The 13,247-nt window shown below is 64.3% G+C and carries 13 protein-coding genes; 3 read left to right on the top strand and 10 right to left on the bottom strand.

Going from position 1 to position 13,247, the window contains the following annotated elements:
* Positions 1-24: 24 nt before the first annotated feature.
* Positions 25-765 carry an acetoacetate decarboxylase gene (locus ACV229_RS06875; protein ID WP_448082368.1) on the bottom strand — a complete coding sequence of 247 codons (741 nt, stop codon included), beginning with the start codon at positions 763-765 and terminating at the stop codon, positions 25-27.
* A 467-nt stretch (positions 766-1,232) separates the two neighbouring features.
* Here ACV229_RS06875 and ACV229_RS06870 point away from each other — a divergent pair, with 467 nt between their 5' ends.
* Complete coding sequence (locus ACV229_RS06870; protein ID WP_448082367.1) at positions 1,233-1,814, top strand: undecaprenyl-diphosphatase; 582 nt, start codon at positions 1,233-1,235, stop codon at positions 1,812-1,814.
* A gap of 26 nt (positions 1,815-1,840) precedes the next feature.
* Here the strand turns inward: ACV229_RS06870 and ACV229_RS06865 are convergent, their stop codons facing one another.
* The 4 genes from ACV229_RS06865 to ACV229_RS06850 all read right to left on the bottom strand — a co-directional run bounded on the left by ACV229_RS06865 (position 1,841) and on the right by ACV229_RS06850 (position 4,491).
* Positions 1,841-2,065: a hypothetical protein gene (locus ACV229_RS06865; protein ID WP_448082366.1), complete on the bottom strand. Its 225-nt coding sequence runs from the start codon at positions 2,063-2,065 to the stop codon at positions 1,841-1,843.
* A 129-nt stretch (positions 2,066-2,194) separates the two neighbouring features.
* The gene (locus ACV229_RS06860) at positions 2,195-3,019 is read right to left on the bottom strand and encodes a siderophore-interacting protein (protein ID WP_448082365.1); all 825 of its coding nucleotides are present in this window, start codon (positions 3,017-3,019) and stop codon (positions 2,195-2,197) included.
* A gap of 128 nt (positions 3,020-3,147) precedes the next feature.
* Positions 3,148-3,861 carry a PadR family transcriptional regulator gene (locus ACV229_RS06855; RefSeq protein WP_448082364.1) on the bottom strand — a complete coding sequence of 238 codons (714 nt, stop codon included), beginning with the start codon at positions 3,859-3,861 and terminating at the stop codon, positions 3,148-3,150.
* A gap of 180 nt (positions 3,862-4,041) precedes the next feature.
* On the bottom strand, positions 4,042-4,491 hold the full coding sequence (locus ACV229_RS06850) for an ester cyclase (protein WP_448082363.1): 450 nt from the start codon (positions 4,489-4,491) through the stop codon (positions 4,042-4,044).
* A 13-nt stretch (positions 4,492-4,504) separates the two neighbouring features.
* Between ACV229_RS06850 and ACV229_RS06845 the strand changes: the two genes are divergently transcribed.
* Positions 4,505-5,413 carry a hypothetical protein gene (locus ACV229_RS06845; RefSeq protein WP_448082362.1) on the top strand — a complete coding sequence of 303 codons (909 nt, stop codon included), beginning with the start codon at positions 4,505-4,507 and terminating at the stop codon, positions 5,411-5,413.
* Positions 5,414-5,749: 336 nt separating this feature from the next.
* Here the strand turns inward: ACV229_RS06845 and ACV229_RS06840 are convergent, their stop codons facing one another.
* The 3 genes from ACV229_RS06840 to ACV229_RS06830 form a co-directional block, all read right to left on the bottom strand.
* Positions 5,750-6,895 carry a porin gene (locus tag ACV229_RS06840; RefSeq protein ID WP_448082361.1) on the bottom strand — a complete coding sequence of 382 codons (1,146 nt, stop codon included), beginning with the start codon at positions 6,893-6,895 and terminating at the stop codon, positions 5,750-5,752.
* A gap of 156 nt (positions 6,896-7,051) precedes the next feature.
* A complete protein-coding gene (locus tag ACV229_RS06835) occupies positions 7,052-7,831 on the bottom strand; it encodes an ABC transporter substrate-binding protein (protein ID WP_448082360.1) in 780 nt (259 codons plus the stop codon).
* 114 nt (positions 7,832-7,945) lie between these two features.
* Positions 7,946-9,124, bottom strand: a complete 1,179-nt coding sequence (locus ACV229_RS06830; protein WP_448082359.1) for a M20 aminoacylase family protein — start codon at positions 9,122-9,124, stop codon at positions 7,946-7,948.
* Between the two features lie 126 nt (positions 9,125-9,250).
* On the opposite strand from ACV229_RS06830, the gene ACV229_RS06825 reads away from it, so the two are divergent.
* The gene (locus ACV229_RS06825) at positions 9,251-10,204 is read left to right on the top strand and encodes a LysR family transcriptional regulator (protein ID WP_448082358.1); all 954 of its coding nucleotides are present in this window, start codon (positions 9,251-9,253) and stop codon (positions 10,202-10,204) included.
* Positions 10,205-10,354: 150 nt separating this feature from the next.
* On the opposite strand, the gene ACV229_RS06820 is transcribed toward ACV229_RS06825, so the two are convergent.
* Positions 10,355-11,455: a porin gene (locus ACV229_RS06820; RefSeq protein WP_448082357.1), complete on the bottom strand. Its 1,101-nt coding sequence runs from the start codon at positions 11,453-11,455 to the stop codon at positions 10,355-10,357.
* A 146-nt stretch (positions 11,456-11,601) separates the two neighbouring features.
* Positions 11,602-13,236 carry an HAL/PAL/TAL family ammonia-lyase gene (locus ACV229_RS06815; protein WP_448082356.1) on the bottom strand — a complete coding sequence of 545 codons (1,635 nt, stop codon included), beginning with the start codon at positions 13,234-13,236 and terminating at the stop codon, positions 11,602-11,604.
* Positions 13,237-13,247: the final 11 nt, after the last annotated feature.

Here is a 13,247-nt window from a genome sequence, read left to right as displayed (position 1 = left end):
AGGAGAAAAGGACTGCGGACGGTATTACTGAGCCAGGTAATCGTAGACGACTTCGCCGAGCCCGAGTGTCAAATCTGCGACGAGATGGCGGGCCTCGACAATCTCGAGCACCGGGAGGTCGGCCACCGGCGCGAGCGCATGCGGCGACAGCTCGAGCGACGCGGGGCCCGTCCATGCGCCCTTCATCACGATGTCCTGCATGTAATAGCGCACCAGCTCGCACACGCGCGCAGTACCGTCGACGTGCGGAATGATCTTCAGCAGGAAATTCGGGCCGGCGAGGCGCTTCGTCTGCTCGGCGATGTCGAGTTCCTTGTGCTTGTAGCCCATCGTGCCGGTCGCGACGCGCACCTTGCCGTAGTCGAGCGTGCCGAGGAGGTGATCGGTGTTCACGTGCAGCGTCGGCGACGCGAGTTTCTTCGGGAATCCCCACAGCTCGCGGCCGCCGGCGATCGGCGGGTGGTCGTCGAGGTACATCGCGAGCGTGTAGCCGCCGGGCTGGCCGTTGTATTCGACGGGAATCACCTGGCCGCTTTCCGTGTAGTCGCCGAAGCCGGTCGAATCGGCCATGCGGATGAATTCGTAATGCACGAGCGGCTCGGTGATCTGCAGGGGTTCCGGCACGATTTCGCGCAGACGGGCCGGATCGGTGCGGTACGTGATGATCAGGAACTCACGATCGACGAATCGGTAAGGGCCCATCGGGAAGGCGGGGCTGGTCAACGGCATTGCAAATGCTTTCGATCGGACATCGCTGGGTTTCATGCGGACTCCTAGTTGTTGATCGGCTTCGTTGATGAGTGCCTGTAATCGTATGCCTGTGCGCAGCCGTTGTGCGATGCCGCAACTGGAATAAATTGTTGCAACAACCGAAGGATTGACTGCGCAAATGTTGACCCGAACAGCGCCAATGGCCTCGATGGACGCTCAGCGCCTTGATCGTCGCAGGCGTCGATGACGTTGCGATGTGGTCAAAGGTGAGCGTTTACGGGAGCGTTGGTGAGGCTTTACGGGAGACGCTCCGCGCGGAATATTGCAATTGTGTGAACTTGTGTTGCAATGCAGGTTCTAAGAACGTCCTTGCGGACGGTTCGGGCGTCTTCCGCCCGTGGGCCGGACGCCCGCAAGGACGCCATTCCGGACGTCATTAAGCATCGCTTAAGCGAGCCGCTCCTAGCATCGTGTGTGACCGAATGGCCGTTCATGCACCCCCGCCCCAAATAATCCGATTCATGCAGAACCTCAATCTCACCCTTTTTTCCGCCATCAACGCCGGTCCGGCGCCGCAACCGGACGTCGTGAGGCTCGCGATCTTCGCCGCCGACTGGCTCGTTTACGCGATTCCGGCGATGCTGCTGCTGACCTGGATGTTCGGCGCGCGCCCGACGCGGCGCCAGGCGATCGAAGCCGGCGTCGGCGCGTGCGTGGCGCTCGGGCTCGCGCAGGTGCTGTCGCATTTCTGGTTCTCGCCGCGGCCGTTCATGATCGGCGTCGGCACGCAATTGATCCCGCATGCGACTGACGGCTCGTTCCCGAGCGATCACATGACGTTCGCGTGGAGCGTGGCTGCCGGCATGTTGCTCGCCGGCACGACGCGCATGACCGGCTTCGTGATGGTGGCGATGGCAGCGGCGATCGCGTGGGGGCGGATCTATGCGGGCGTGCATTGGCCGTTCGACATGGCGGGCGGCGTGCTGGTCGGCACCGCGGGTGCGCTGGCCGCGCACCTGTACGCACGGCCTGTCACGGCGATGCTCGAGCGCATCGGCGAGACCGTGCATGCGGTCGTGATGGGGCGCACGCACGCGCCGTAATCCACGGGAAGGACGAGGCCGGGCGTTCAGCCCGGCGTTTTGACCGCTTCAGCGGCTGTGGCCGGGCCGGCTGCGCCGTGCAGCTCCTCGGCGGTGTCTGCCGGTTGCTGCGCGGTATCGCGCTCCAGCGCGCTTTCCTTGAGGATCGCGCACATCGCGATGAACAGCGCAAGGGCGACGGCCGCGAGGCCGCAATAGCCGGCGATCTTCAGGTTGCGAAGGAAAGGCGAAGCGTGGCTTTCTTTTGTCATGTCCCGGCGCTCCTGGGTCGGACAGCATCGGCTGCCTGTTTGTGCTGACAGTTTTCAGCGCAAACGTAGGTATATACCAGCCGCCGTGCCGATGCCAAGCCGTCCGCGCGCCGGACGCCGCGATTCGCGTCAGTCGTCGAGCGCTTCGTGCACCGCGCTCGCGCCGCGCTTCCAGTACGCCGCCGCGCGAATCCGCCCCTTGTCGACGCCGCGTTCGCCGGTCAGATGCTGGCGCACCGCGCGCATCGAGATTGCTTCGCCGGCTGCCCATACATAGCCGTCGCCGGTCGGCAACGGCAGGTCGCGGACGGCGTCCAGCAGCGCGTCGTCGTTGCCATCGGCGGCTTGCGTTTCGTCGCGAAAACGCCAGATCTCGTGCACTTCCGCGCGCGTGTCGAACGCAATCTGCGCGCTGCGATCCGCGACTTCCAGCACGACCGCCGCGCGCGCGCCGGCCGGCAATTCCTCCAGACGCCGCGCGACGGCCGGCAACGCGGTATCGTCACCGATCAGCAGGTGCCAGTCGAAATCGGTCGGCACGACGAACGAACCGCGCGGGCCGCCGATCCCGAGCCATTGACCGACGCGCGCCTGCGCGGCCCATTGCGACGCCGGGCCCGGGTGGTTCAGCACGAATTCCAGATCCAGCTCGCATGCGGCGCGGTCGAAGCGGCGCGGCGTGAAGTCGCGCGCGACGGGCTTCGGCTCGCCTTCCGGGAACACGGGGCCGTTCGGGCCCATCTCCGGCAGCGCGGGGCGCTCGGCGCCGGGCGCCGGCAGGAACACTTTCACGTGGTCGTCGAACGACGCCGATTCGAAATCCGCCAGATCGGGGCCGCTCAGCGTGACGCGCAGCAGATGCGGCGTCACCGCGTGAAGGCGCACGACTTGCAGCAGGCGGAACTTGAGGGTGTGACGCACGCGGGTTACGGTGCGTTCGGGGGCTTGTTGCATCAATCGGTTCTCCTATGTCGGCCCGAGTTGGCGCTTCGGCGCTTACTCGGGCCCCATGCTTCGCGGTCGGCCCGAGTTTGCGCTTCGGCGCTGGGTCGGGCCCGATGCTTCGTGGTCGGCGGCGCGGGTTACTCGCCCGAGCGGCCTTCGATCTCGGCGGTCGCGCGGCGCAGGATCGCCGCGATGCGCCGCTGTTCGTCGGCCGACGCGCTGCTCTTGTGCAGCAGCGCGTGCTTCAGCGCGACGCGTGCTTCGACGAATTCGGGCAACCAGCCGCCTTGCGACTCGTCCGCCGCCTCGCCTGCCGCCTCACCTCCCGTCTCGCCCGCAAACGCGCGACGCATGAATTCCATCTTTCGCGCGAGGTGCGTGAGGCGCGCAAACAGCGTGTCGACGCGTTCGCGCTGCGTGTCGAGGTGCGTGCGGCCAGCATCCGTCAGTGCGTAGCGCTTGCGGTTGCCTTCCGCCTGCGACGCGACGAAGCCGACTTCTTCGAGATACGTCAGCGCCGGGTAGACCATGCCCGGACTCGGGCTGTAGAAGCCGCTCGAACGTGTATCGAGCGCCTTGATGAGTTCGTAGCCGTGGCTCGGCTGGTCGGCGAGCAGCGCAAGCAGCAGCAGTTGCAGGTCGTCGGAGCTGAACTGGCGGCCGCGCGGCATCGCCTCATCGTCGCCGAAGCCCCCGAAACCGCCTCGGCCGCCGAACGGGCCGCCCCCGAACGAATCGCGGCCGCGACGATGGCGGCCGATCGCATGCCAGAAACCGGTGACCCAGAACGGGGCGGATTGCGCACCATGACCGTCGCAACGGGCATGGCCGCGGAAGTGACTGTGTCGCATGATCGAGTCCTATATGTCGGAAAACATATCTAAAGATATATATCGAAAGATAGGTCGTCAAGGCGATTTATTTGGGGTTGGATGGCGGGTCATTGAAAGAGCACGGATCGGCCAAAGCCAATCCGTGCTCATATCTCCGCTACGACGAGTGGTCCGTTAGTGCACGGCCCGTGCCCGGGCTCACGCCTTCTTGATCAACTCGAGTTGCGTGAGTGCCGTCACACCGTCGTCGAGGCCGAGTTCTTCGACGATCAGACCGTCCTTCAGGCGAAGAATCGTGGTCCCGGTGAAGCGCATGCGGCGGCCGGTCGCTGCGGGCAGCGAACCGATCAGGAAGTCGCTGAAAGCCTGGCCGGTGTGCGTGCCGCCACCTTCCCACTGACCGACCACGTAGTCGCCTTCGGCGATCAGGTCCGTGACACCCCAGAAATTGAGATCCGGGAAGGCGGCACGGAAGTCGGTCATGAATGCCTTGATGTCTTCGCGACCGCGGCGCGGTTCATGCAGCGAGTACTTCAGCAGCATGTCCGGAGCCGCAATCTCGTCGACGATGCTGAGGTCGCACTTCTCGCCCCAGAAACGCGTGAACCAGCGCCCGACGATTTCCTTGTTATCGTCTTCCTTATACATGTTGGACTCCTTATTGATCGCAGTTGATGGAGAGACGGAGTGGATCCGCTCTGAACGAACAATAGCGGCTGATGTCGCTCGCTTCTACTCGTTTCTTGCGGTGCGATTCAAAGAATCTGCATCGGACTTTCTGCTCGCAATGCCTCTGGATTTGACCGCAAGAAACGGATCGAACGATATGTTCGCGATGGTTATCGTTCTTTGCGAGACGGCGCATCGCGCGCGCTGGATATCGCGTGTGTGTACTCGTACACGTGATGCCGATGACGTACTCGCTATTCGGAATCCATCGACGGATCCGATGCCGGAACTTGCTCAGAAAGATAGTGAATGTGAAGACATGAGTACCGACTCCGAACGCGTTGCCGCATCCGCATACGAGGACACTGCGGGCGTCGTAGATACGATCCTGCGTGCGTTGCACGCACAGACCAATATTGCGACGTCCGAGCACGAAACGCGGCTTGACCGACTCGTCGCGTGTTCGCTGGACCTTGACGAGAGCGACGCGCTGTTGCTCGAGGAACTGGCAAGCGGCGCACACGCGAGTTCGCTCAGAGCGCCCACACACTTTTTCGCGGCCTTGAACCAGGCGATTGTCGAACTGCGACTGCCCTCGCTGTTCTGTTCCAGCACCCAGGGCGAGTTCCATCGCAGTATCTGCCCGGCCGCCTATAACGAACGCTCCGGGGAGCATCACCCCGTAGAGATGGCTGAATGGCGGGCAACCTTTCGAGCGATGGCGCCGGAGCAGCAAATGATCGCTGCAACGATTGTCTGGATGTACCGATCAGGTGCCGACTCCATATGGTTGCGGCGTGTTCCATGTACTTGGCTTGCAAGCGAGGCCCTGCGGTACATGCACGACGCTGGTTGCTTGCACATCTGGCTCAGGCTGGTCGCGAGATTTCCAGGTTGGTGAAATGAACTGAGGCGCGTGAGTTTCACCACCGAAACGCGGTCGGCGTAGGCGTGTCCCTGGTTTTGCCTACCCTTGGAGTGGTGCCCGAGCAACTGCGCGGCGAATGCGACTAATTGCTGGTCGAGCGGCGCTCCGTGAGAATTTCCTGCTGAAAAATTCCGATTGAAGATGTCCGACTCATCGATTTCTATAGGGAGAAGAAAGCGGATTCGCTGAGACCCTGCAGTGTTGGAGGTCAGGATGGGAACTCCCGAGACTCATGCCGGCCTCGGGATGCTTTCAATGTTCCAAGTTGCGGGCCGTGGTTGTCGTGTTCTCCGATGAACTCATTGCGACTCAGAATCGATGTCGAATACCGACGCGAGCAACCAGTTGACGATCGTTCGACGAGGAGTCGCTCGATGCGGGGTTGTAGGCGTCGTCCAGTGCCGTGCCGGTCGATCGGCCTGCCTTCATGTAGCTGCCCTGAACATACACGTCGGTTCGCTTCGACAGGTTATAGTCGGCCGTCAGCCCGACCATTTGCCAATGCGGCCGGGATTTGCCGCCGGACGCGTCCAGCGATCCTTGCGTGTAGTAGTACATGGCGCCGAGCAGCAGCGCCGGCGTGGCCTGATAGGTCGCATTGACCTCGTAGTTGTCGAACTTCAGGTGCGACACGGTCTGCCCGGTCGGCACGATCGAACCGGTGATGTACTGGAACGACGTCGGGTTCTTCAAGTCGCTGTGCGTATAAACGAAGCCGAGCGTCGCTTTGCCGAGCTGGTAGTTGATGCCAGCGCCGAACACGCGCTGGCGTTCCGCGAGAAAGCCCGCGTCGTCCGGCGTCACCGCGCCGGCTTCGCTGGCGCCGCCGCGATTGACGTTCAGGTACCCGACGCCGATCGTCAGCGGCCCCCTCGAGTAACCAGCACCAACGCTCTGTGCGTTGTTCAGCGAGAACTGGCCCGCGCTGTTCGAGAACGCGTAGGTCGCGCTCATCTGGAAGCCCGAGAGATCGGTGCTGTAGAACTGCACCGCGTTGTCGAGGCGGAAGAAATTGTCCGTGTTGTCGTTCCCGTACGGGTGATCGAAGAGAAAGCCGCCCCAGCTTCCATTCGCGGTCAACGGTCCGAGAAATTCGACGAGCGAGTCGTACTGCCGGCCGAATGTCAACGTTCCGATCCCGCTCTTTGCCAGCCCGACATAGGCCTGGCGGCCGAATTCGCGTCCACCCTGCGCCAGTCGTCCGCTGCTGGCGTCGAAGCCGTTCTCGAGCCTGAATACCGCCTTCAGTCCGCTCCCCAGATCTTCGTCGCCTTTGATTCCCCAGCGACTTCCCTGCGCGATGCCGCTCACCATTTGCCAGGCAGCGTGGCCGTTGACGTTGCTCGTGTAGTCGATGCCTTGGTCGATCAAGCCGTAGAGCGTCACGGTGCTTTGCGCGTGGGCCGATAAAGCTGCGCTGCCTGCCAGCAGCAAGCCGATCGTTCGTTTCTTCATGTTCCAGTCTCCTCTGATTGCTCTGATCTGTCGGCCGGACACGGCGCGCAAGCGTGCGATGCGTCTGTCGCAGGCGCGCGCCGTCTCCGGCATGCCGCGATGGATGCCGTGAATCGAAACTTTGCTGAAGGCTCGCCCGGGGCTCGGGCGTCCCGCTTACTCGCCGTAGATGTCGAACGAGAAATACTTGTGCGCGAGCGTGTCGTACTCGCCGCTCTTGCGAATGGCGGCGATCGCCTTGTTGATCTTGTCCGCCAGCGGCTTGTCGTCCTTGCGGATCCCGATCGCGACGCCGTCTCCCGATGCGCGCCTGTCCTTGATCTCCGCGCCGGCGAACGCAAATGCCTTGCCGCGCGGCGTGCGCAGGAAGCCGACGTCCGCCTGGATCGCCGTCTGGAACGACGCGTCGAGACGGCCGGTCGCGAGGTCCTGGTAGATCTGGTCGGTGCCCGGGTAGGAAATCACCTGGACGCCCTTCGACGCCCATTCGGCCAGCGCATAGCTCTCCTGCACCGAACCTTGCTGGACGCCGATCTTGCGGCCCTTCAGGGATTCCGCGGTCGGTTGCAGCGTGGAACCCGCGCGCGCGATCAGCCGCGGCGCGCCGGAATAGAGACGGTCCGAGAAATCGATCTGCTGCCGGCGGGCCGGCGTCGCCGTCATCGCCGACAGGATCGCGTCGAATTTGCGCGCCTTCAGCGCGGGAATCATTGCGTCGAAGCTTTGTTCGACCCAGACGCAGCGAACCTGCAGGTTGGCGCAAATCGCATTGCCGAGATCGACGTCGAAACCGACGAACGAACCATCCGGCCGTTTCGACTCGAACGGCGGATAGGTCGGGTCGATGCCGAAGCGAAGCGTCTGGGGATCGGCGGCCGAAGCCACCAGCGGAATGGCGCAAAGCGCGAACTGACTGCGGCGAATCAGGGATTTCATGGTGTCTCCAGACCGGGGGCGCGTTGGCCCATGTTGCGAACGCGTTGCCGTCGATGGTTATCGGAACGGCGAACAGGCGACGGCGCCTGTCTGCCTTGGTCGTTGCGGGGCGCGCTAGCCGAGGAAGCGCTCGACCAGGCGAACCCAGTAGCTCGCGCCGATCGACAGGATGTCGTCGTTGAAGTCGTAGCCGGGGTTGTGCACCATGCATCCGCCCTTGCCTTCGCCGTTGCCGATCAGCAGATAGCAGCCGGGGCAGCGTTCAAGGACGTATGCGAAGTCCTCGCTGTTCGTGATGGGCTTCATGTCGCCGACGAGACCGCCTTCATGGAGCCAGTCGCGCGCGACCGATTCCGCCAGCCGGGTCGCGTCGGGATCGTTGACGAGAACCGGGTAGCCGCGTGCGTAGTCGACTTCCGCTCGCGCGCCGTAACTCTCCGCATGCGCATGCGCCAGCGCCGTGATACGCGCTTCCAGCAAGTCGCGCACGCCTGCGTCGAGCGCGCGCACCGACAGTTCGATGACGGCGGCGTCGGGAACGATGTTCGACGCGCTGCCCGCGTGGATCGATCCGACCGTCACGATGGCGGTTTCGAGCGGATCGACGTTGCGCGAGACGACCGTTTGCAGGGCCATGACCAGCGATGCGCTCGCGACGATCGGGTCGACCGTCTTGTGCGGAACGGCGCCGTGTCCGCCGTAGCCGACGATGCGAATCGTGACGGTATCGGCCGACGCCATGAACGCGCCGCTGCGGAATCCGAACTGCCCGGCCGGCAGTCCCGGCATGTTGTGCATCGCGAAAACCGCGTCGCACGGGAATCGTTCGAGCAAGCCGTCCTCGAGCATCCGCAGCGCGCCGCCCCCGCTTTCTTCCGCCGGTTGGAAGATCATGTGCACGGTGCCGGTGAAGTCGCGTTTGCGCGCAAGATACTGCGCGGCGGCGAGCAGCATCGCCGTATGGCCGTCGTGACCGCAGGCATGCATGACGCCGACATTCGTGCTCGCATAGGGCAGCCCGGTGGCCTCGACGATCGGCAGCGCATCCATGTCCGCCCGCAGGCCGATCGCGCGACCGGCGCCGTTCCTCAACGTGCCGACCACACCGGTGCTGCCGATCCCGACATGCACGTCGTAGCCCCAGCGCGTCAGGCATTCCGCGACCAGCCGGCTGGTATCGAATTCCTGGAAGCTCAATTCGGGATGCGAATGAATTTGTCTGCGAAGCGCGATCATCGCGCGCTCGATGTCGCGCATGCCTTGCGGCACGAATTCGTCGATCAAGGTAGGCATGGGGCTTCCGTATTCGTTTGAAAGTCGAGGCGGAGCCCATCATAGGCAGCGCATTTTTCTGCCGGAAGCCGCAGTTTTGTTATATTGACAACCAAAAGTTATCACGGTGCTCCAGTCGATTTCCGTATGAAAATTCACCAGATCCAGGCCTTGGTCGCGGTCGCCGACGCCGGCAGCATCCGGGCTTCTTCCCGGCTGCTCGGCGTGTCTCAGGCAGCGGTGACGAAGGCGCTGCGCGAACTCGAGAACGAACAAAAGCTGACGTTGCTCTCGCGAAGCTCGAGCGGCGTCACCTTCACCGATGCCGGACAGACGCTGCTGAGCCATGCGCGGTCGATCATCGGGCAGATCGAGCGGGCAAACGGCGATCTCGCCCGCCTGCGGGGCGACCAGTCAGGCAAGCTCACGATCGCGGTCACGCCACTGGTGATGCTGACGTTCATGTCGGAAGCGATCGCGCTGTTTCGTGCGCAAATGCCGCAGGTTCAGCTGGAGATGTTCGAAGGCCTGACGGCCGTCGCATTGCCGCGGCTTCGGGAAGGCACATTGGACCTCTCGGTCGTGCCGCTTACGTCGGTGGTGTCGAGCCGGGAGTTCGATCAGGAACCGCTGTTTTCGTACGAATCGTGCGTCGTCGCGCGACGCGGGCATCCGCTCGCGAACCGGCGGTCGATTCACGATCTGCTCGAGCAGGACTGGGCGGTCAATTACACGGCGAGCAGCTACGACGGAATGATGCACAACATCTTCTGGCAGCATGGCGCCGCGATCGATCGCTCCCGCCTGTATTGCGCGCATTCGAATTCGCTGCTGCTGCAGCTTGTCCGGCACAACGACATGCTCAGCCATTGCCCGAGGCCGTTGCTCCTCACCGATACGATGAGCGACTGGGCGCAGCCGCTCGATCTGGCGGAGCGCTTCGATGTCAATCAGGTCGCAGTCATTGGTCTGCATAACGCGATGCGAAGCAAGGCAAGCCAGTGTTTCGTCGACTGTCTTTCGCGAGCCATTCGCAAGCGCAGTCGTTCCGCGGCGCTTGAAAACCGAAAGCTCTTCGAGAATATCGAATTGCTCTTCTGAGTCGGTGCGCGAGCATCTGTTTCGACACGGCGAAGCATCTGAAATGGACCTTTCGGCTTTGGAAACCGGGCGCCAGGCGGGAGCAGGGCGCCTGTCCCGAGCGGGTCGAATGAGAGGCGGCCGCCCGCGCGACCGCTGCCGGAGCATCGGTCAAAACACGTGGCGAATGCCCGCGCGCCCGACCGCCTGCTTCTGGTTGCTCGACGGGTTGAAGCCGGCGATCTGCGCGACCGGCGCATCGCCCGCCGCCTTCTGGAACGCACCCATCACGTACACGCTGGTGCGCTTCGACAGCGCGTATTCCGCGCTCAGGTTGAACTGGTTGTACTTCGGCTCGGCGTTCGTCGCGTGATCGCGACCGGTCGTGTACGTATAGCCGACGCCGATCGTCACCGCGGGCGTCGGCGTGACGAGCGCCGACAGCTCGTAGTTCTGGAACGTCGCGTCGTGACCGGCGCTGCCCTGCTGGAAGTTCGTGTTCGTGAAATCGGCCAGCACCTTCAGCCACTGCACGACCTGATACGACGCACCAACGCCGAACACCTTCTGCGCGCGCGCCGCGCTCAGGTAATTGCCGTAGATCGCGTTCGTGAAGCCAGGGTAGTTCTGGTAGCCCTGCGTCGACACGCCGGGATCGTTGATGCGCAAATAACCGACGCCGAACCCGACAGGGCCCCACGCATAGTTCGCGCCGACGCTGAAGGTCGCGTTGTCCGAGAACCGGCCCGGTTGGCCGCCGAACGCATAGAGGCCGCCGAACGTGAGGCCCGCGATCGTCGGGCTGCGGTACTTGACCGCATTCGAGATCGGGAACCCGTTGTCGGTGTTGTCCATGTCGTTCGGGTGCGCGAAGTAGTAGCCGCCGATGTTGCCGTTCAGCGTGAACGGCTCGACGTAATCGACGATCGAATCCCATTGCCGGCCGAGCGTCAGCGTGCCGAGCCGCGCATCGCTCAACCCGACGTACGCGTTGCGCGAGAATGCGAGCCCGCTGCCGAGGCGGCCGGAGTTCAGGTCGAAGCCGCTTTCGAGCCGGAAGATCGCGCTGAGCCCGCCGCCGAGATCCTCGCTGCCGCGCACGCCCCAGCGGCTGCCGGCCGTCACGCCCGACGCGAGCTGCACGAGATGCTTGCCCTGCACGTTGGTGACGTAGTCGACGCCGTCCTCGACGATGCCGTACAAGGTAACGCTGCCTTGTGCGTGTGCGGACGCGGCTGCAACGATTTGCAGTGCGAACAGAATTTTCTTCATGATTATCCTCTGGTATCCGGTAAATGAAAGACGACGAACGGTGGAGCGGGCCGGCTATCGCCTGTGCGCGCTGCTCCGCGCCGCGATTACACGGGCGATCGCGGCGCGGCGTGTGAGACGAAGGGAGGGCGTCCGCTCAGTCGCGCTCAGTCACGATATGCGCGGAGCAGCGCGTCGGCTGCGCGGAAGTCGGCGGTGAGCGGGCGGTCGCGTTCGAGGAACGCGACGCGGCCGCGCAATGCGCTGTAGAGCGGGACCGTGGCCGGCGCGAGCGTGAAGGCCGGCTGCTTGCGCTGGCGCAGATCGATGGCTTGGCCCGCCTGCACGAGTTCGAGGCCTAGCAGCGCGTAGCTCGCATCGATCTGCCGCTGGACGCGTTGCACGACCTCGGGCGCGTTCGTCGCGACATCTTCGATGCCGCCGGCGACGGGCAGATAGTCGAGCGATACCGGCATCGCGAGCGACTTGACGGTCATCGCGAGCGCGGTCGGCGGCTTCTCCATCGCGCCGAACGCGTGAACCGTCTCGTCGGTGCCAAGGAAGCGGCTCAGGCCGGTCAGGTGCGGATCGTTAAGCTTGACGATGCGCTGCGCGGACGCAAGCGCGTTATGGCCAAGCGCAAGCCCGAGCTGCTCGAATGCGAGCACCCACGGCAGCGGCTCGAAGTTCGCGCTCGGCAACACCGCGCCGCCGCCGTCGACATAGCCCGCCGCATCCTGCGCGCGCGCGGATTTCGGCGTGACGCCGACCGCGACGCCGGGGTTGTCATCGCTCGAATTGAGCTGGATTCGCAGCAGTTCGCGCGCCTCGTCATAGGTCCGGTCCTCTTCGCCGAGCAGATAGACGCCGGAACGGAAGCTGAGCGGATCCTGCAGCGGCCGGTCGGGATCGCGGTTCCACAGGCTGCTGCCCGCGAGCAGCGTGCGCAGCGTCGCGCCCGTGCGCACGGTGGCCGGAAACGGGCGCAGCGCAAGCGTATCCTCGCGGAACGGCGACACGTTGCCGTTCAGACCCTGGAGGCTGAGCGCGAACACGAGCTTCGATACGCGCGCGAGGTGCGCCATGTCGGTGAGCGCCAGCGCCGCCATGCCGGCCGAATAGGCGTTCGAGCTCAGAATCGCGAGCGCATCCTTGCCGTACGGGCGAATCGGGGCGATGCCGGCCGCCTTCAGCGCATCGGCGGCAGGGAGCTTGCGGCCCTGGTAGTACACGTCACCCTCGCCGAGCATCGCGAGGCCGACGTGACTCAGGATCGTGATGTCCGCTTCGCCGATTGAGCCGTCCGCCGGCATCGCCGGCGTGATGCCGCGGTTGAGGAGCTGCGCGTAGGCATCGACGATCGCGGGTTGCACGCCGGCGCCGCCGTCGAGCATCGCGTTGAGGCGGGCTGCCATCGCGGCCCGCGCGACGCGGATGCTCATGTCCGGCCCGACGCTGCCTGAGTGCGCGTGGATCAGTCCGATGTTGAAACGCGAGGATGCGTCGATGACTTCGCTGGTCAGCTTGCCGTGCGCGTCGACCATCTCGCGATCCTTGTTCAGGCCGACGCCGACCGTCAGGCCATAGATCTGCTGGCCGGCCCCGGCGGCCTTCAGCAGCACGTCGTGCGCGGCGACGACCCGCTCGCGCGCGGCCGGTGCGATCGCGACGGCCTCGCCGTCGGCGATGCGGGCGATCGATTCGGGGGTGACCGACCGGCCGTCGAGCGTGACGTCGGCGAAAGCGGGAAGGGCGGCGAGCAGCCCGAGCGCGACCGCGCTTCGCGTAATGAAGCGTTGCATGAAAAGACTCT

Source organism: Burkholderia sp. MR1-5-21 (assembly GCF_053427715.1).
This window is presented reverse-complemented; position numbering and strand designations above follow the sequence as displayed.

Bases quoted from the DNA above. Each gene is read 5' to 3' on its own strand.
- ACV229_RS06875 (WP_448082368.1), bottom strand. From the start codon at position 765: ATGAAACCCAGCGATGTCCGATCGAAAGCATTTGCAATGCCGTTGACC.
- ACV229_RS06870 (WP_448082367.1), top strand. From the start codon at position 1,233: ATGCAGAACCTCAATCTCACCCTTTTTTCCGCCATCAACGCCGGTCCG.
- ACV229_RS06865 (WP_448082366.1), bottom strand. From the start codon at position 2,065: ATGACAAAAGAAAGCCACGCTTCGCCTTTCCTTCGCAACCTGAAGATC.
- ACV229_RS06860 (WP_448082365.1), bottom strand. From the start codon at position 3,019: ATGCAACAAGCCCCCGAACGCACCGTAACCCGCGTGCGTCACACCCTC.
- ACV229_RS06855 (WP_448082364.1), bottom strand. From the start codon at position 3,861: ATGCGACACAGTCACTTCCGCGGCCATGCCCGTTGCGACGGTCATGGT.
- ACV229_RS06850 (WP_448082363.1), bottom strand. From the start codon at position 4,491: ATGTATAAGGAAGACGATAACAAGGAAATCGTCGGGCGCTGGTTCACG.
- ACV229_RS06840 (WP_448082361.1), bottom strand. From the start codon at position 6,895: ATGAAGAAACGAACGATCGGCTTGCTGCTGGCAGGCAGCGCAGCTTTA.
- ACV229_RS06835 (WP_448082360.1), bottom strand. From the start codon at position 7,831: ATGAAATCCCTGATTCGCCGCAGTCAGTTCGCGCTTTGCGCCATTCCG.
- ACV229_RS06830 (WP_448082359.1), bottom strand. From the start codon at position 9,124: ATGCCTACCTTGATCGACGAATTCGTGCCGCAAGGCATGCGCGACATC.
- ACV229_RS06825 (WP_448082358.1), top strand. From the start codon at position 9,251: ATGAAAATTCACCAGATCCAGGCCTTGGTCGCGGTCGCCGACGCCGGC.
- ACV229_RS06820 (WP_448082357.1), bottom strand. From the start codon at position 11,455: ATGAAGAAAATTCTGTTCGCACTGCAAATCGTTGCAGCCGCGTCCGCA.
- ACV229_RS06815 (WP_448082356.1), bottom strand. From the start codon at position 13,236: ATGCAACGCTTCATTACGCGAAGCGCGGTCGCGCTCGGGCTGCTCGCC.